At 59.9% G+C, this 20,003-nt stretch carries 6 protein-coding genes; 1 reads left to right on the top strand and 5 read right to left on the bottom strand.

Annotated features, from left to right (window positions below; all coding sequences use genetic code 11):
• Positions 1 to 593 precede the first annotated feature (593 nt).
• Entirely contained in the window at positions 594 to 1,454 is an 861-nt protein-coding gene (locus PV433_RS20645; RefSeq protein ID WP_332073942.1) for a phytanoyl-CoA dioxygenase family protein, read from the bottom strand.
• A gap of 210 nt (positions 1,455 to 1,664) precedes the next feature.
• On the opposite strand from PV433_RS20645, the gene PV433_RS20640 reads away from it, so the two are divergent.
• Entirely contained in the window at positions 1,665 to 2,546 is an 882-nt protein-coding gene (locus tag PV433_RS20640; RefSeq protein WP_332073941.1) for an AraC family transcriptional regulator, read from the top strand.
• A gap of 145 nt (positions 2,547 to 2,691) precedes the next feature.
• Here the strand turns inward: PV433_RS20640 and PV433_RS20635 are convergent, their stop codons facing one another.
• From PV433_RS20635 to PV433_RS20620, 4 genes are all read right to left on the bottom strand, one after another.
• A complete protein-coding gene (locus PV433_RS20635) occupies positions 2,692 to 11,229 on the bottom strand; it encodes an S-layer homology domain-containing protein (protein WP_332073940.1) in 8,538 nt (2,845 codons plus the stop codon).
• A gap of 374 nt (positions 11,230 to 11,603) precedes the next feature.
• Positions 11,604 to 17,060: a heparinase II/III domain-containing protein gene (locus tag PV433_RS20630; RefSeq protein WP_332073939.1), complete on the bottom strand. Its 5,457-nt coding sequence runs from the start codon at positions 17,058 to 17,060 to the stop codon at positions 11,604 to 11,606.
• A gap of 152 nt (positions 17,061 to 17,212) precedes the next feature.
• Positions 17,213 to 18,547, bottom strand: coding sequence for an ABC transporter substrate-binding protein (locus tag PV433_RS20625; protein ID WP_332073938.1), 1,335 nt, complete (start codon positions 18,545 to 18,547; stop codon positions 17,213 to 17,215).
• A 60-nt stretch (positions 18,548 to 18,607) separates the two neighbouring features.
• Positions 18,608 to 19,594, bottom strand: coding sequence for a hydroxyacid dehydrogenase (locus PV433_RS20620; RefSeq protein WP_332073937.1), 987 nt, complete (start codon positions 19,592 to 19,594; stop codon positions 18,608 to 18,610).
• Positions 19,595 to 20,003: the final 409 nt, after the last annotated feature.

Below are 20,003 nucleotides of genomic sequence, written 5' to 3'. Positions count from 1 at the left end.
TTTACTGCTTTAACGATTTAGTAAACTTGAACAGATGTTTTGCTACCAGCAAATGAAGATAGAGGAAACTTTACTTCCGCTAATTCGTCAATCAAACTCTTTTATGGTCGTTAGCGGAAGTTTTATTTCCTCTATACGGAGGATTTCTCTGTATTTCAAGCAAATTTTCATAAATAACGGAAATAATTGTTCCGCTATCCACCTTTCTGGACGGTTTCAGGCATAGTAGCGGAAGTCTTTCTTCCGCTACTCGCTTCACTCTGCACAAGCCCTTGCTATCCTCATTCAGCATGTAGGCATAAATTCATTCGCTGCCGGATCCGGACACCGATCTCCGCTGCCCATACGCTGGTAGATTTATCCGTTGGTCTAATTTCTAATTTCGAGGTCTGGCACTAGCGGTGTACGCAGAGGCTGTCGATTACATGGGACAGTTTAAAGTCTACTTTGTGGATGCCTCCGATCAAATTTTTATGAAACTCCACGTTGACCACAGTTACCACGATCGTTCTATTGCTCAAACGAGAAGCACTTAGTTGCCCACAATCAGTAGACAGCTTCTACGACTCATTCCTGCGACTTGCGGGAACACCTTAACGGGCGACGCTCCGCCAGTCCCCGCCCATCCCGATATACCCTTCGACGAACGGCTTGATCTCCGGCGCGCTTGAGTCGATAAACCGTCTCGCCGATTCGGACAGAGGCCATACTTGCTCGGGCTTGTAGCTTATCTTACGGAAGCTCATTCCGCAGCTTAGCCGCGTTTCCGTCCCAAGGTGCGGGTATACCCCGTGGTACGTCCGCTCCGCGAACAAGATCATATCGCCCGGTTCGGCGATTACCGGCATCGCGCCGGGCACATCGTCCATCCTTGTATGAGGCGCCGGCACGTCCCCTTTTCGGTAAAACGACTTGTTGTGCTTCGTAAAAGCAAAGCCTTCGGGCGCGTTCCAATCTTCCGTATGGGAGTCCGGAATGATCGCCAACCCTCCCCTCACATCGTCAATGCCATTCAAATAAAACCACATGGAGCTGGCGCCGGAATTGTTCAAAACCGCATTGGTATCGTACGGATGCTCCAGCGGCCCCCAGTCCGTATGCCAGGCCATCGGGCCGCAGCCCGCTTTTTTGTAAATCGCGGCGGAACGGTTCAATGTGATCGGTTCATCGTTGTTCAGGGCGCGGGCGATCTGCATGTACGGCTCATAAGCCATCAAAGACGCGTAAACGGGAGAAAACTCGATGAAATGAGTATGCGTATACGTAATAACGCCGGATGACTGTACGACGGACTCTAGCACGCGGCGCACTTCCGCTTTCAGCATCTCCACCATAGCAGGGGGCAGCATCCCTTTTACAATCGCAAAACCATGCTGCTCGTTGCATTCCACAATGTTCCGCACCTCGTTCTTGTCGAATTCGAAGCGGTACGGCAATGTCGCATGTGCTGGCATCCGCATATCCCTCCTTTTTGTCCAACCGCTGACCTTGATCATCCGGTCACCGATCGTGATTTCATCTTACTGATCATCCTTAACGCAAACAATGGCGGCAGCGTCTCTTTTATTCTCAAAAACGGCTATTTCGTCAGGAGCGTATTGAACGGCGGCTGGCCGGGTTCTATACTGGAACCGAGAAGGCTCTATACGAAGGGAGCTGTGGCTATGGACATTATTCAGTCCGTCGAGGCGATCCGGAACAACCATCTGCCTAGCGCCGAAACGGGGGTTTCGCTCGTTCCATGGACGCTGCCGACCATTCCGGAAATACCGCATTGGCACGATACGCTGGAGATTTGCTACTGTCTTTCCGGCAAAGGGGTGTTTTATTTTAAAAACCGGGAATACGATATCGAGCCGGGCGATCTGATCATCGTCAACAATGTCGAGCGTCACACGTCCAAATCGTACAGGGGCCGCACCTGCTCGAATATGTTTTTATTTTTCCAGGCATCAACGATCGAGCAGTTGGACTTCCATCTGCTCCGACCGTTTATTTATGACCGCGAGCGGTTTACGCATCGGATCCCCGGACAACTCCCGATCGCTCAAGACATCGGCAAACTGATTCAACAGATGCAGGAGGAGCTGGCGGAGCGCCGTCCGGCCTACGGTACGCTGGTCAAAAGCTTGCTGTTTCATATATGCTCGCTGCTCGCGCGCCATTACGATGCCGAGACGGATGGGGCATGGAAGCCGTTTTATTCCAAATATGCAACCGTACGAGCCGGTCTTGCCTATATTCAATCCCATTATCGCGAGAGCATCCATCTGGAGGACGTCGCCAGAGCGATGTCGCTCAGCCCGTCGCGGGCCCGTCATCTGTTTGCGGAGGTGATGGGGGAAAGGTTCAAAACGTACCTGCTTCATTTGCGCGTGCAAGCGGCTCAGCGGCTGCTGGTGCAGACGGATATGCCGATCGAGGACATTTGCGAGCAATGCGGGTTCCAGAGCATCTCTTCCTTTTATCGGGAATTCCGGAAGCTGGTGAACGAGACGCCGTTGTCGTACAAAAAACGGTACTCCCCTGCTGGACGCGATACATAACCGCCGGTTCCGGACATAGCGGGTTGAGCGGAAAACTGCTGCGAAAGCCCCTTCAGAGAACAAGAAAAAGCCGCCCGGAAGAGGGCGGAATACCCGAAGGTGTTCCGCTGCCCTTTCCAGACGGCTAGGCTGAAATGACGCCGGCCTATTTCGTTATAGCGCCGAGGCTGGTGAGCACGCGAAGCAGCATCACGGCGGCCTGGGCGCGATTCGCCTCGCCTTGCGGCATCAGCTCAGTGGCGGTTACGCCTTGCAGCCAGCCTTGGCTGACGGAATCCGCCACCGCCTCCCTGGCCCAGCCGGAGATGTCCCGCACGTCGGCGAAGCGCTCCAGCACTGCCGGCTCTTCGCCGCGCGGCACCGGCAAGGCTCCGCCGTCGTACAGCCCGGCAAACCGCCGCAGCAGGACGGCCAACTCCTCGCGGGTGACGGCATCGTCCGGACGGAATCGGTTGTCGGCCCCTTCCGCCAAGCCGAGCCGGACGGCGGCAGCCACGTATGGAGCATACCATGCGTCCGGGGCCACATCCGCAAATACGGTGTTCGCCCTGGCTTCCATCTGGCCGTTCCACTCCGCAGCCATTCCTTGCCGAAGCGACTCTACCAGCAGCTTCGTCGCCTCGGCCCGCGTAATCGGCCGGTCGGGCTCGAAACGGTCGGCGCCCGCACCGTCGACAAGATGCCGGCTGACGAGAACTTCCGCATCGCTTCGTGCCCAATGGGCGATTAAGTCGGAGAACGTCCGGTCATACAGCAGTACGGCGTATTCGCCGTAGCCTGGTACATCAGCTTCGACTGTACCGCTGTCCGGATCGGCGATCCCCCCGACATAAGTCCATCCGGCCGGATGGGCATCTGCTTTCTTATACAAGCCGAGCTTTCGCACGTCGATCGTTCGTGCCGCTGCCGGATCGAACCGAAGGCTCAGCTTCATCGGCTTCGCCGGCACGGCTCCGTCGGATGCGATCGTAACCGTATGCGATATGCGGGCATAACCGCCCGGCAGCTTGGCGTCCGTTCCTTCCTTCAGGCGCAGAGACAGCTTCGTATCGGCCGGGAACGTTCCCGGAGCAACGGTCAGCTCCAACTTGCCTTCGAACGCCCGGTAGATGCCGCCAGCCGGGCCGGTCGTCGCTTCCGTTGCATGCGGGTCCGCCGCCGTTCCGCTGCCGGAACCACCGCCTGCAGGACCACCCGGGTGCCCGCCGGAGCCGCCGCCCGGAGCCGGATCGCCGCCTCCTGTTGACGCCGCGTCCGTCCGGACTTGGATCGATGCCGCCAGCGATTCGTTGCCTGCGGTGTCGACAGCCACAACCGATACGATGTACGCTGTATCCGGAGTCAGCCCGGATATGGTATAAGCCCCCGTCCGCGGCGTCGTTTCGCCGGAACGAACGTCGCCGGGCGAAGCCTCCCTGGCCCACGACAACCGTAGCTTTGCCAGATCGGAGGAAGCCGGATCGGTCCAGCGGAGCTCGATCCGATCCTCCCCGACGGAAAGAGCCTCCAGATCGGCAGCGGAAAGCGGCGGCGTCCAATCTTCCCCGCGCGTCCAAGGCGCGGTGACGCCCGCGGATTCGTTGCCGGACTCGTCGACGGCCGTCACTCGGAACTCGTAACCGTCCGCGTCGGGCAATCCCGTTATTTGCGCCCATCCGGCGCCTTTAGCCGCCTCGATCGGCTCGCCGAACGCCGATGCACCGCGCATCTTCCAGCGCACGCGCGCCGCTGCGTAATCGGCGTCCTTCGGTTCGTCCCACGCCACGATCGCGGTGCCGGACGTCACCCCGGCCGTCAAACCCGCAACATCCGCCGGAGGCGTCACGTCCCGCCTTGCGACCCGGAACGATAGCTCGGCATCGCGTCCCATCGTTGCCCCGGCGTAGCTGGCGAGCGTTCCCGATACGATCATCCGATAAGCCCCATCAGGCATCGGCCCGGCCGGAACGAAACGGACCGCTTCGGTCAGCGTCTTGCCGTTCGCTTCAACCGGCTCCTTCGCCTTCGCTTCCCCCGCGACGGCCGTTCCATTCTCGGCGGTCACGATCAAGGAATCCGGACCAATGGAGCCTGCATCGATCGGCTTGCTGAAACGGATATCCACATGCGCACCGCCTGCGGCAGCGTAAACGGCGTCCACCTGCGGCTCGTCAAACGACATCATCGGAATATTGACCTCGAGCTGCGGCGGCGGTACATCCAACTCGTCGCTGTATGTCGTCTCGTAGCCTTCCTTCTCATACTTAACCATCCATTTGCCGGGTGGAACGTCCCAGGCATACCGGCCTTGACCGTCGGTCAACAGCGGGTTCGACTGGCCGTACCATTCGGAGTCCCACACGTTCCAGACGCCGGTTGCCGGCTCCTTCTCCATCACGGTTGCGGTCACGCCCTGTACCCGGTTGCCCGGAATGCCTTCATACACATACCCGCTCGGGTCCCATATATATTTCGGATCGGCGACCGGCTTCTTCGGCTTTTTCTTGGAGCATTTCAACTCGCTGTTATATTTGTTCAAATGGTCTTCCAGCTCAGTCAATTCATCGTTGATGACCTCATCCAGCTTCATCCCGATGTAGTAGCCTTCTCCCCAGAAGGCGATACCGCCAAGGCCTTTGCCGAGATACGTACCGAGCACGCCGACTGTCGTTTTGACTCGCTCGTGCATATGAATATCCAGTTTGACGTTCCAGGCGAAATTGGTGTAATATTCCCGCGCCTGCAAATCGCAAAGGTTTTCGGCGACTTCGATCGCCCGGTTGATCCGTCTTGCAAAATTGTCCGGATCGGCGGCGTCCATCGCCCCGGCGATGATGTCGCGGAAGCCGAGCGCCTGGCCAACCCTATCGATCGTGAATCTCACCGTTTTCTTTACCAGTTCCTCCTTGACCGCAAGCGCAGCGACCGAACCGCCGCCGCGCGCCGTCGCCGGCGAGGCCGAGCCGTCCGGCACGTATCCGGTCAGCTTGACGGTCATAGACGACTCGTTCTTGGACAGACTCAGGTTGAAGCCGTATACAGGGACACCCGTTCTCTCCGCAACTTGCCGGTCCCGCTCGCTCGGCTCGTATGCGCCTGCCGGTTCCGTGAGCACGCTCATCTGCCCTTTCAGACTGCTATTGAACTGCAGCTTGACGGAAGCGGCGCCTGCGGGCATAACCGTTCCATCCGGCGTTCTCTCGCCCGGACCGGCGATCCAATCGACGCTGTAGCCGGCAACATCGCTGGGCAGGCTGCGGCGGAACTGCTCCTCATCCGGTACCGGACCCGGCCCTTCATCTGCCGCTCGCTTCGTTCTGTACTCCACGCCGATCGGACCGAGATTGTACGTGACCGGCACGCTCGCCTGGTAACGGCCGTCCACCAGCTGTGCCGGCGCGACGCTGTCTCCGACCGTCACATAAACGTCATAGACGCGGGAAATATCGCGAAAACTGAGCTCGAAGAGAAACGGATAGCTCGGGGCGACGACATATGGAAATACCGCCACTCCTTCGCCCGGATCGAACTGGTAGACGCGCCCGTCGGGCTGCCGCATCACGACCGAAGAAAGCCCGGGATCGTTCGGATCGTACTCGACGAAAGCGCGTTCCCCGTAGGTACGTACGCCGGCGACCTCCGCTTCCGTTGTCAGGCGATGCTTCCGCGTCAACGTGTCGGTCAGCTCCACGGGAAGCGACCATGTGCCTTCCGGCGATACGGACGCGACGCCCATCACGACTCCGTTGTCATAGACAGTTACTTGCGCTCCAGCCGGCGCGTACCCGCTCACCTTGAATTGCGGCGCCGCAACCGTCTCCGGCGCCCGGATCGTTACCGGCACGATGTCGATGACCGTCGTACCGATGGCTTCCTCGCGTGGAACGCTGTCTGAATAGCGAATTTTGCCTGCGATCGCGACCTGGGACAGCGAAGGCTGCTCCCGCAGCTTCAATTGCAGCTGCACGGCGCCGCGTTCTCCCCGTTTAACTGATCCGAGCGGGATTTCAAGCGTTTGCCCGACGTCCGACGGCTGCACAGCGGTACCGTTCACGACGAGCGTCCCCGGAACGTATTCCGTTTCTTTAGGCAGTTGAAGCGACAGAATAGCATCCCGAACTTCGGCTTGACCAGAGCCGCCGCCGTCCAAATAAAAAGCGCGAAGCGTAATGCGTCCGTTCGGCGTCGCCCAATCCGACGCGCTTTCAAGCCCGTTGCCTGCGCCGAAAAATCGTATCGGCCGCTGCAGGGCAATGTTGCCCAATTCGACGATGTCTCCCGGCCGCGCAGCGAAATCGACCATGGCGGCATCCCCGTTCGCCGCTCTCAGCTGCAGGCGGTGGTTGCCCGCGCTGCCGATCGGGATGACGAACTGCTGCTTCTCCTTATGAATCAACAGATTGGAGTAGTTGGAGTGCGAGCCGTCCGGCTGGTACAGTACCGCCGAAACGCTCGTAGGCGTACTGCCGTCGGGGCGGATCGCGCGGAATGCGGCTTGCCCGCCCGAGTTTTCCAATCGGATCTCGATCGCGGCTTCGTTATTCTCGTCGATGACGGTCTCCTGGCATTTTCCAGGCAATCCGGCCTCGAATCCGTTCACGCATATGCCGATCGTATCCCCGATTACGGCTTCTGCCCGATACTCGTTCCCCTTCTGGCTCATGACTTGGAACGACGGCTTCACATGAAAATGGACGGAAGTCCGCCAATCCAGCTCGATCGGGCCTGACCAATCCCCTCCGAGCAGCTTCGTATACAGACGGAAGGTTACCTTGGCATAGTCGTGCAAGGTCAAATCGACGGTCTGCTCGCCGATCGCCTCCAGCTTCAACGTGCGGGACAATCGTCCGGCGCCGGCAGAGCTCGTCGCCTTCAGCTCTACTTCGCCCGCGGGCACGGTCAGGCTGTAAGCTCCGGATTTGTCCGTGACCGCCCGGAACGTTTTGGACGTGTTGTCCCGCTTGACCGTAGCGGTTACGGTGCTGCCAGCCGACGGTGCCCCACCTGTCCCGAACACGCGCCCGCTTAGCAGCGCTTCCGGCTTTTTGACAATCGGGACATCCATGGCGGTGACAGCGCTGTTTGCCGTCATTTCGACCGTTTGAACCTCGTACGAAGGGTCTGACGGAACGATCGTCAATTGCAGCCTTTCCACCGACGCACTGCGGCGCGGCAGCTGGACGGTGGCGGGCAACAAGTCGTATCCGCTGCTCTGCCAGAGGACGGAATCGTCGGAGACGTTTCGCAGCGTCCCTTTATACCACATGGCCGGAACGCCATCCTGCTTCATGTTCCAGCGAAAGGCGAAGTCGAATTCGGGAGCGAGCGACACATTCGAGGTTAACCCGCTCGCAGGCGAAGCCACCTTAAGCTGTACCGACTTCAACCCGGCCGGACGCAAGATAAGCGAATGCGCTGACAAAGGATACGGGGTGTCAAACGTGTACACCTCCGTTCCGTCGCCGACCGTCTTCCTCTCCGAGTAATAGAACAGATTCGAAGCGCCGTAAGACGATATGTCTAGCGCAGCGCCTGCCAATTTGGCCGACCATTCCGAATCGGGAAGCACGTCAAGTTCGACCTGGAGCCGGCTTGCCACATGTTTTCGGATCGGATACGTTTCGGCGAACAAGACGCCGTTTGCTTCGAACGTGAGCTCCTCTAATGAGGCGGTTCCTTCGGCGATCGCAAAGCTCCCCGCATAACCTCCCGGATCATCCGGCGATTCGGCAAGCCCGATCCACTCGTCTGCCGGTACGGTCGACTCCCCGCCGTCCCACACCTCCTTGACGATTTTGGCCCGCAGCGCAATACCGCTTTTCGCTCTGGCCGTCACGCGGACCTCGCTGCCGATTACCGGCCGTTTAAACGGTTCCCGGCCAACCTCGCGGGCGAACTCGATTTTATGGCTGCCTACCGTATCGCTCCACTTTTCGAGCGAAACTTGCAGCGATTCGTTTCCGATGCGGAGCGTAACCTGCCGATCGGCCGGCATAGCATATTCGTTCGGAGGCGCGACCGATACCGTTACGGTTTCACCGGCCTGGCGGCCCGACAAGACAGCCTTGCCCATACTGTCCGTGGTCATGCTGCCGATCGTCGCGCCGCTCTCGTCCTTGAACGTCAACTGAGCAACCACCGGGCGAAAGCCGTGCAACACCTCTACGGACAGGGTGGCGGGAATGACCGGAGCCAGCGCGACTGGTGTCGCCGCTCCCTTGTGAACCGTTACGCCGCTTTGTCTAGCGTAAACTTCTGCGCCGTTCGCGTCGCGGATCTCCAAGGTCACGCCGGGATCGGCCGGCCACATCAACTCGTAACGCGTCTGCCCTGCGGCCAGCGGCCTCTTCGTTGACAGTCCTTCCGAGCTTTGCAGCGCGAGCTGGAGTGTGCCGAGCACGGCGGGATACGGAGCCTCAATCGTGACCAACAGCTTGCCGGCGACGTGAATCGGCGTCTGAGGCGCGTACCGCGAATCTCCGCCGCCTGCCGGACGGGCGGCGATGGAGTCGATTTGCGTCATGCCTTCGGCTACGGAGAACGTCGCCCGGTACAAGCCGGAACCGCCCGGCGTTTCCGTCATCGCCAGCGTTTTCTTCGCCGCACGCTCGCGGGCCGGATCTCCCTCGATCGTCTCGCGGTAAGCAACCTCGGCCACGATATCGCCTCCCGGCTTGCCGATCGCCTGAATCGTGACAACGGCGCCGGGATTCACGCTGCCGAACGTCTGATCGCTGCTTGCCGTCGACCAATTAACCGATTCGATGTCATCCGAGGGTTCGGGCTGCACGCATACTCCGTAGCAGTACGTGTACAAACCCCCGTCCCTCACATAAACGATCCGGTTGCCCGTTTCGTCGATCAAGGCGAACGGGGCGTTGGAGGCCGGATTGCCGACGGTATCGACCGCTCCGGTCTGACGGTTGAACCGCTCGGCATACGAATTGGCGTACGGGCTTCCTTGCGGGTTATAGTCATGCAGTGTCGCAACCGCATAGCTGCCGTCGCCGCTGATCGCGACCCGACTGTAAGATTTGTCCTTCCGCTGATTCGTAGAGCGGTTGTCCGGGAAAGCCTCGTTGGTCCAATTAGCGCTGTCCGGGTCTCGCATATCCAGCATATGCAGCTTGGGGAAGCCGCCAAAACTGCCCCGGTATACGACAAGTGCGCCGTCGGCGCTGATCGCCGGGTTGCGGCTCGAGCCGACGCTTCCGGCCACCCATACGTGCCGGTCCGAGGCGACGTCGTACACGGCGATGGCGTTGGACCCGCCCCCGCTCGTTGCCGCCCCCTTCAGGTTCGTCGAGGTCGTCTCATAGACGATCCGCCGCCCGTCCGCACTGATCGCCGGAAAGTCGCTGATGCCGTTGCCGGCCCCTCCGCCCTCCGCTTCGCTTACCAGCCTGACGGAATTGTCGGCACGGTCGTGCACGTAAACCTGGCCGTTCTCCACAAATGCGAGCAACTGCCCGCTTCCGCTCAAGACCGGTTTGCCTGCCCGCTGTCCGGGCGTAGACACAAGACCGATCAGCTCCGTATCCGTGTCATACACATAGACGGCATTAGGCGCTCCGTTCGGGTTTTGGGCGACCCGCAGATTGGCCGCATCCGACGAGAAGGCGAAGCGGTTCCCGGCACGGTTGACGGCCAGTTCCCGGATTGTGCCGTCCGGCGCTTCCCCGTCGCGCGTCAGAACCACTTCCGTGTGATCTCCTGTCGTCGTATCGACGCGGTACAGCTGGTTCTCGTCGTCCGTGTACAGGATCGTGCCGCCATCGCCGCTCATTGCGGGAGGCACAGGCACCTCGAAGGCAAAATCGGTCAACTTGACCTCCCCGGCAGGCGACGTTCCCGCATAAATCGTCTCGTAGTCGGATACGTTGCCGGCCTGATCGACCGCACGAACCCGATACGGATACATGCGCGCAGGCTCCAGCCCTTCCATGATCGCCTCAAACCCCGCCGTTTCCCGAAGCTGCGTATCCGACGTATCGGACACGGTGTAGCGGGCGATCGAAGCATCAGGCTTCATGCCTCCCTGTCCGTCCGGGACAAGCGGAGGCATCCACTGCAGCAGCACCGTCGTATTGGACGGGTACAGCAGCTTCCAGCCCGCATTCTCCACTCTCTGCGGCGGCGTACGGTCGGCTATGACGACAGCCGGCCCGGAACGGTCGCTTGACGTCCCGTTCTGACTTGCTATGGCGGTAATCCGGTACTCCCCTTCCTCCATCAGCGGCAAATCGAACCGGAATGCCGCGGAAGCGTCGGCTGTGACGGTTCCCGCTGCGGTGTCAGCCCCCCCGTTCCGGGCATAACTTACCGTTACGGCCGCTCCCGCCGCCGCGCTTCCCGTTACGGCGATGCTTGAAAGGTTCGAGTAGGCGGGCAGCGGGTCCAGTACCGGCGCGGCCGGCTTCTCCGCCGCGTAGACGGCATTGACGACACCCCCGGCATCGGCGGCGAATATACCGATGTTCTGCCTGACGATCGGATCGTCGTTCGACTCCGGCGACGCAGCTTGCGACGTGATCGACTCTGTGGTCAACCCGCCGAACAAGCTTCTCAGCATCGTTTCCGATGCATTCGTCTCGGCCGCCGCAGTCCCCCCGATTCCCGTCTGCGCCAGCAGACCGGACAGCGGAATCGAAAGCGCCAGCGTCAAACAAAGCGTTTTCCTCAAAAATCGATTACGGTTTCCCATTGCACTGCTCCTTCTCCTAATCGCGGATTGATCCATAACCCGGCATCGGCTGCTGTCCGTACCCGACTTCGCGCTTCATCCGTGTTTCATCTCTTCTTCCTCCCTCGATTTGTTGGCAATGCGTGCAGTTTTTGCCTTTTTCATTATAGGAGAGGCGCCATTCGCAACATAGCAACGAACGGCCCATATCTGGGAGCGCGTTGTCACCATTTTTGTCACTCGATGACAATCCGATTGAGAAAACCAAAAAACCGTCCGGTAAAAGTCCGGACGGTCTGTTGACGTGCAGTGCGTGGGAGGAATGCTTTCCTGCAGCAGCAGGTAGAGTATGTTATACATCTGATCTGCGGATCGGCATCCCCTCCTCCCCCCGACTACGGCTCGTTGATCACCCGAAGCGCGTCGAAGTGAACCAAATAGTCGCTGGCGGCGGGATTTTTCTCGCCGATTCGCTCGTATCTGATCGTGTGCAGCCCTTCCGGCAGCTCTCCCGTATCGAAAATAATCTCTTGCGCCTTCCAGGCTGCGCGGTAATTGTCCACCGTTGTCCGGTACTCGCCATCGATATAAATCGCGGCTTTCCCGTGCGCATGGAAGCGAACGCCGAGCAGCTGCGCCCTTTTCCCGTAAAACGGAATGTCGGCATAAGCCCCATTGTTCATCGCCGTCACCGCGCTATTGCCGATATGCCGGCTATCATTGTTTGTGGTATACCACGATCCGCTATAATAGACAACCGGGCCGGCGCTGTCTACAATCGTTGCGCCGGGATCGATCACGGGAATCGGCGGAAGCGGTTCGGATAGGACGCCGTTCGCATCGATCGCATATACGCTGTACAAGCCCGGCAAAAAACCGGTCGTGTCCAGCAGCCCGTAAGCCGAAGCCGTCACCGTCACGCTTGAGCCGCCGGCTCCCGCCGCTGCCGCTTCGATCGCACTGCGAGTCGCGCTCGTGCTTCGCGGGACAAGATAAAGGGTAGCGCTCTTGGAGCTCGTGGCCGCTACCGGCGAGCCGACGGCAACCGGTCCTTCTCCGACGCGGGCGGCAACCGGCGGCAGTTGTGCCGCTGTCATGACACGCAGCGCGTCAAAGTGGATCAAATAGTTGCTGGAGGCTGCGTTTTTCTCGCCGAGCCGCTCGTACCGGATGATGTGCGCCCCTTCCGGCAGCTCTCCCGTATCGAATAGGACCTCCTGCGCTTTCCAGCTTGCACGGTAGTTGTCCACCGTTGTCCGGTATTCGCCATCGACATAAATCGCAGCTTTGCCGTGCGTATGGAAACGAACGCCGAGCAGTTGCGCCCTTGCGCCATAAAAGGGAATCTCGGCGTAGGCTCCGTCCGAGGTCGCCGTTACAGCGCTGCTGCCGATATGCCGGTCGTCGTTGCGCGTCGTCGTCCACGTCCCGGAATACCGGACGAGCGGATCTTCATTGTCCACGATCTCTTGGACGGTAGACAACAGCCATACGAGCGATCCTGCGGACACACGTCCGCGGCCGTCTACTGCGTACAACATATACCTCCCGGCAGCGAAACCGGACGTTTCGAGCAAAGCCGGAATATGAGCCGCAGCCTCGGCGCGGGCAGCGTACACCGCTGCGCTGACGACAGCCGTTTCCAGCTGCGACGGCACCGGAGGAACCGTTTCCGGTACCAGGTACAGCCAGCCGTCGCGGGACGACGCCGCCTGTATCGACTCCCCGATTCCCGCACCTACCGCAGGCCCGCCGGTCAACATCGGAGGCGAGTTGTCATCCAGCTTCAGCGGAACGCTTACCGCCTGACCCGCTTCTACATAGACGGCATCCGACACTGTCGTACGATAGCCGTCTTTCTTAGCCGTTACCCGCTGCCAGCCGCCCGGAACCTGTGGCAGCACAAAGGCGCCATCCGGTCCGGTTACGGCTGATAAACCGCCAAATCCGCTCACATTCACATTTGCGCCATCCAGCGGTTCAAGCCCGGGACCGTATACCGTTCCGCTTACCGTTCCCGCCATAAGTTGCGGAAGAGCGGCAAACCCGCTTGCCTCCAGATTTGCAAGATGCAGCGTATGCGCACCGGTCCACTGCTTCATCGGAAAATACAGCTGTCCGGAGCGGCCGTCCGGCCCGATCGTGAAGCCCGGCTCCTGCTCTCCCAGCACAAGCGCCGTCTCGCCTGCCCGCGGCTGGACGCTTTCGATCCGGTAGCCGGCTGCCGATCCGTCCGGATGCGTGACGATCACGTAACGGCCTGCCGCGGACTGCGGCACCGCCGCCTCCGTCACCAGCGCGTTATGCCCGTGGCCGTCCCGCTCCCGCTCCGTTCGCACAATCGTACCTTGAACCGCGCCGCCTGCCGTGATTACGACCGCTCCCTTGCTCAGCCGCGTGCCGTCCGCCAGACGCATCTGCTCGATCTGGCCGTCCACCAGCCGGATAAAGCCGAGCTTGCCGTCCAGCCGCAAATCGCCGACGACCAGCGGCACACCCGCATACTGCGGCGCGCTTAGCACAATATCCCGCGTGTTGCCGTAGGTGATCGCCACCGCGGCTGCTCCGGTCTGCTCGTCGCTGTGCAGCACTTCGATGTGTTCGATCCGCGGCTGCTGCCCGGACGCGAACGGCTCCAGCACCGTAATGAAGTTACTTTTCAGCGCTGTTCCTTCCCGGCGCACGACCAGCTTCGGCATGAAATGTTTGACCGCCTCCGTCTGCGTGTCATAGTTCAAGCCTTTCAGCCGGGTGGCCTGCAGCGACGGCGATTCGCCGATGAACAGCTGGCTGGCTCCTGTTCCGGCAAACCCGCTGATTCGCAGATTCGAACGCGCTCCCGCACCTTCCATCGTCCGCAGCGTCGCCTCGAACCGTCCGTCCGCCAGCGCCGCTGACCGCACGTTTCGCACATGCATGTACCCGTGGTACTGCCCGCCGCTGATCGTGCCGGTATCGTATTCATTCACCGGCTCCACCACGGCCGGATTTCCGTCCAGCAAATACGGGCCGTATTCCTGCAGTGCCGCCTCCGTCTCGAAATATGCCGTCCGGTTCGCATCACCGTTCAGCGTATACTCGTGCCGCGCCCCGCCGGTCACGCGAAACAAGTCCAGCACATACGCCTCGTTCGCTCCCCCTCCGTGGAACCCGATCAACCACGGTTCCCGTCCGTAACTCTCCGTCTGCGGGTATGCGTTCGATTGCTCCGCCCGCACCACCTCGGCCGCATCGCCCAGCTTGACCATCTCGCGGATGACGCCGCCCGGCTTGGCATTCCCCGAGATCGACGCATCGCGGCCGTCCACCACCACTGTGTTGTGCGCCAGCGTCGATGCGCTCCACTGCCTATACTTCGTATGCGTATAACCGATGTCCGGCAGCAGCTCCTGACCGTTTGCATACAGCGTCAAATTGAGCGGATCTTTGTGATCGTGGCCGTTGTTCGGCGAAAAGCCCATATACAGCATCGTCTGTCCGGCCCCCTGGCCGCGCGTCAGCTTGGCAATCCCGCCGCCGGGCAGCACCAGCGAGCCGGTATCCTGCGGCTGCGGCGGTTTATAGAACGCCCAGGTATCGTTGATCGGCAGCACCCGTCCGTCCGGGTACGTCAGCTTCGCAGCGAGCCCGAGCATCGCCGGCAGCTGCGGCATCCGCTGCAGCAAATCCAGCTGTTCCAGCCGCGTGCCCGTCCGCGGCGACTCGTACCCCGGCGGATCGCTCCACCCCGCCGCCTGCTCGGCCGCCCGGCTGAGCAGCAGCGCCGAATCTTTGTGGTACGTCACCGATACTTCCTTCCAGAAGCCGTCCAGCATATATACATTGGCTGCGTACCGCTCCACCAGCTCGACCGCCTCGTGCATCAGGGCGGGATCGTTCAGCGCTTTGGCCAGCGCGATCAGTCCGATGTAGTTCAGCACCTCGTTGTTGTGCTTAATGACCGGAAACGAATGAAAGTAATCCAGCGTCGGCCGGAACATGTCCTCGACGATGCGCGCGTCCGCGTCTTCGCCCAATTCGGCGCTCAGCAGATCGAAGGCGTTCGTCCGTTTGACGATCGCATAAGCATCCGCCAACTGCCCGAGCGCGTTCAGTTCGGACTGCGACCAGCGGGACCACAAGCCGCCATAGTACGGGTAAGGCGGACCGCCCGCCGGATCGACCGGATACTGCACGCCTTTGTCGTAATCGTTCATCGGCACCCAGCCCGGGAACACCTCCGCGAACCGGTGTATCAGACGCGCCGCCCCAAGCGGATCGGTTAACGCCAGCTCCCGCGTCCGCGTCAACAAGTACTGCCGCTGCAAATACCACAGATGGGCGGACAGAAAGTACCGTGTTCCGTTCGCATCCTCGTAGTACGGGTAGTCCACCGTCTGACCCAGACGATTGGTCACCGTCAGCTGCTTGTTTTCCGGATACTGCGCATTCGGATACTTCAACTTCCCGCTGTCCGTCGAGGTCAATGCCCACGGATCGGCAACCGACCAGGTGTAATTGGTCGCCCGTTCCGAAAGCTCCGGGGCATGCGGCACCCCCGCGAAAAACATCCCCACCTTCTCCGGCACAAGTGTCAGCAGCAAGGCGACTTCCGGCGATGGGGCCGCAGGCGTCAAATGAGTCACGGCCGCCAACGGTTGAACCGGAAACCGCTTATCGCCGGCGGCGATCAGTCCGTCCCGGTCAAAGGCCAGCTCCAGCTGTCTGGCCTGAAGACCTCCGGTTTCCTCTGCGGTCACCTGAAGCCGGTACGTCCCGTTTTGCAGAGGCTCCGGATGGGTGAACGAGAGGACCCGCTCGTTTCCCTCGCTTGCGATGGACGCCGGAACGATCGAAGTTTGTTCACCGTGCGGCGAAGTCCAGCGCATATCCACCGACGACTCAACCGCATTCCAATCACTCTCCTGCAGGATTAGCCGCTTCTCCGTAAAGCTATCGTACAGCAATCGTGCCGGAGTCGTCAGCGGCCACGCGACAACCGGCTTGCCGCTGACGGGCGCATTCGCTCTTCCTCCGAAATACAAGCTGCCGAACCGCCCTTCATTGGCCGTGTATACGCTCAGCGTATATCCGCGGTTCGGGCCGGAGCCGTCGCCATCGATCACCGTCGCCCGCCGGACCGGCGCCCAGGAGCTGAGCGGACGTTGGGAAGCGATCCCAAAATAACGGATCGCATTCACATGCCAGCGCTCACCGGGCTCAATCTCATCGACTCCGAGCACGGACAGCGGGATGCTGACTTCGGCGCTCCAGCCGTCGCTTCGCTTGCTCACCGCTTGCTGCGACTGCCCGCCTTGCGTCAAGTCCACCGTCACTTGCAGCGTTTCCCGCACATCGGCAGCTGTGAAATTGTTGTACCGAATCCGGATCGGATGCGGTCCCGGCGTAATCGTGACAGGGACGCTGTAAAATTTCATCATGTCGTCGTCGCGGCTCAGCAGCACGAAAACCCGTTCCGCCTCCGGCGCATTCGCCGGACTGTATCCGCTCTCATATTGGCCGTCCAAGGCAATATACAGATGCGTATCGTCATAAGCCAGCTTCATGATCGTCTGCTGTTCCGCCTGTTCATTGAAAAAGGCGGTGGAAAAACCGCCGGTTCCGTAAACTTCTTCCCATACGCTTTCGCTCCACACGCCGTCCGTCTGGACGGGGACTGAAGCGCGCTGCGCCGTCAGCCATCGATCCGTATGCACGGCAACCTCTGGCGCAACCACTACAGTGGCGCTCTCCCCTTCATACGGCTCCGTCACCGGCGAGCCGCCCGCTGCCGTCCAGCCTGGCGATGCCAGCGCCACGATCAATACGCCCGCCTGCACCCGGGTGAGACCTTGTTTCCATTTTCCCTGCATGTGCGTCTCCTCCTCAAAGGCTGTAAGGATTGCCGCAGCCTTTTATTGTATCCGCTTACATATCGTCCGTCCCAGGCGATATACAGCTTCGTATCGTCATAGGATCGCTTCATCCCGCTGTTCTGTCGTCTGTGCGCCTTGCGCAGCCGGCTCTACTTGGCTTTTGCGGTATCCAGCTCTTTCTTAAGCTGATCCTGCGCCTCCCGCAGCGCCGTATTGACGTCGGTTCCCTGCTTCACCACCTTCTCGAAAGCGTTGCTCACAATCGTTTGCTGCTTGCCAAGCGGCACGACCGGCAGTTCGGCTTTCCTGAGCGGCGTCGGGTCGGCGAACGGATGATAAAAGACCGCTTTTGTGTTTTTGCCCTTCAGCGCCGGCGTCTCCTGACCGAACGCCTGCTCCAGCTTTTTGTCCGCAAGGGTCGGAATTTTGCCTTCCTTGGCTTGTGCGAGCTGCACGTCCTCGGACAGCAAATCCATTATGACGGCGAACGCTTCGTCCTTCACCTTGCTTTGACGGGTAATCGACCAGTACGGAGGCGTCAGCTGGGACAGCCTGTTCGGCACTTCCTTCAACTGCGGCAAGCTGACCATATCCCAGCTCAGATCGGCCGGGAACGAGTTGAACTGGTTAATTTGCCCGACATACATCGCAGCCGTCCGTTCCTTGTAAAACAGCTGGAGCTCGGCCGTAAGCGAGGCCGCCATCGGATTGTTGGGAATCTCGTAAAAACGCTTCAGATTGTTGAACAAAATTTGCCATTTGGCCGTGTCGGCCATCTCGTTGGCATTCGGGTTCAAAATCGGGTGGGACCATGCATTGTCCCGCAGCACCGACATATAATTGGTCGTCAATCCGCGATACAAGATGCCGCCTTCCGAGCGGGACAGCTGCTGGACCAGCGGAACCAAATCGTCCCATGACATACCGTCCTTCGGATACGGAACGCCGAACTTGCCGAACAGGTCTTTGTTGTAAAACAGGACGAGCGGACTGGGGGAATTGATCGGCAAGCCGTAGATTTCGCCCCCGGACGCCCCGGTTTCATTGATGATGCGCTGCAAATAAACGGGATTGAACCGGTTAAGGTCCAACTTGTGTTTCTGCACCAGCTCGCGCATATCGTAGGAGAGCCCCAGGTTCAGATATTCGTCGCGAATCGTTGTCGTCTGCGTCCGCATCACATCCGGGATCGTGCCCGCCGCCACCAGATCTTCGATCCGCGCGCCTTTTACCCCCTGCTGATGCTTGACGGTCACATGGGGAAATTGCCGGCGAATACGCTCGCCCCAGGTCGCCTGGAACACTTCGTCAGTCACATCGGTATAAATAAACAGATCGACCGGCTTAGGCGCACTCGGTACGGCCGCGCCATTGTCCTCTTGGGCCTGCCGCGGCTCCGTTCCGACGCTGCCGCATGCGGTCAGGGCAAGCGCGCTCGCCATCATCACTGGCAGCCATGCCGTTTTCACAGTTCGGGTATTCATGGTCCACATTGCCTCCTTATTTTTGTAAACGCTTTCTTCAAGTGCCCAAGCCAGCGGCTCCTACGCCAAAATCTCCATCTGCTCGCGTTCCACCTCGCCTTCCATCCGGATCCCCCGCTTAAAACGTTCAAGCTCTTCGACTGCAAATTGTCCGAGCCGATAGCCGCCATTGGATACCGCTCCCGCAATATGACACGTCACCGTGCAATTCGGCAGCGAGCGCAGCGGATGATCGGCCGCCAGCGGCTCCGACGAGGTGACGTCCAGACAGGCGAACAGCCGTCCGAGCGACAACTGCTCGACCAGCGCCTCCTCGTCGATGATCGGCGCCCTGGCCGTATTGATCACAATGGCGTCGTCCTTCATCGCCATAAGCCGGCTCCGATCGATCATATTGCGGGTCGAAGGCAGCAGCGGCGCGTGAATCGAAATGACATCGGATTGGCGGATCAATTCGTCCAGGTCCGTCCGGGTCGCTCCCAGCTCTGCCAGCTGCTGCCGGCTGACGAACGGATCGTAAGCCAGCACCTTGATCTGAAAGGGACGCAGCAGCTTCATATAGTGCATGCCCGCCTTGCCCGCTCCGATCACGCCGACCGTAATCTGATACAGTTCTCGCGCCTCTTTTCTTTCTTCCTTCCATCCGCCGGAACGCGTTGCCCGATCGATGCGCCACATATTTTTCAGCGAGGCGATCGTCATGCCTAACGTTGTCTCGGCAACCCCCTCCCCCAGCGGTCCGTTGGCGCTCGATACGCGGATGCCCCGTTCCCACAGCGCGGAGGATACAAGCCCTTTGACCGTGCCGGCCGCATGCGCGACCACCTTCAGCCGTGGGCAGTGGCGAAGCCACTCCTCGTCCAGCACCGGCGTCCCCCACGAGGTGATGGCCGCATCGGCCTCATACAGCGAACGGCGCGCTTGCTCCGGGTCCGTCCATTCCGTGTGAATCACCCTCCCCAGGCCCGCCAGACGTTCCAGGTGCCGTTCGTGCAAAATCGGTCGTTGCAGGTTGGGCGGATAGCAGAGAGCGATCGTCCATGCCAAGCTTCTCGTCCTCCATTCTTTTACGTTATGTAGAAGATATGCAGAATACGTTAACAAGCTATAATAATTCACATATAAACATCTACATACTATCTACATAACAAATTATAATCCTTCCCGCAGCAATGTCAACCATCGGATTTCCATTCGTCGCTTTTTTTGATTTCAATGGCGCGTCCGGCAGAACGAATGCAAGCCAAAAACCGTCCAAAAAGCTCGCGGCCACTGAACAGAACAGCCCTCTCGGCTTTTTTCTAAGATGCAAAAAGACCGTTTTAGCCTGTGAACTGGCTTTAAACGGTCTTTTCGCTGAAGATCAAACCTAATAATCGGCATTCCTCGAAAAACCATGACTATTTCTGTGGTCTCTAAGCCATCCGGGCGGTCCTTTGGCGAGCAACCCTCTACG

Origin of the sequence: Paenibacillus sp. GYB004 (assembly GCF_036577605.1) — a bacterium.
GTDB lineage: Bacteria > Bacillota > Bacilli > Paenibacillales > NBRC-103111 > Paenibacillus_AB > Paenibacillus_AB oceani.
The sequence above is the reverse complement of the archived record's forward strand: the minus strand, read 5'-3'. Positions and strand labels throughout refer to the sequence as shown.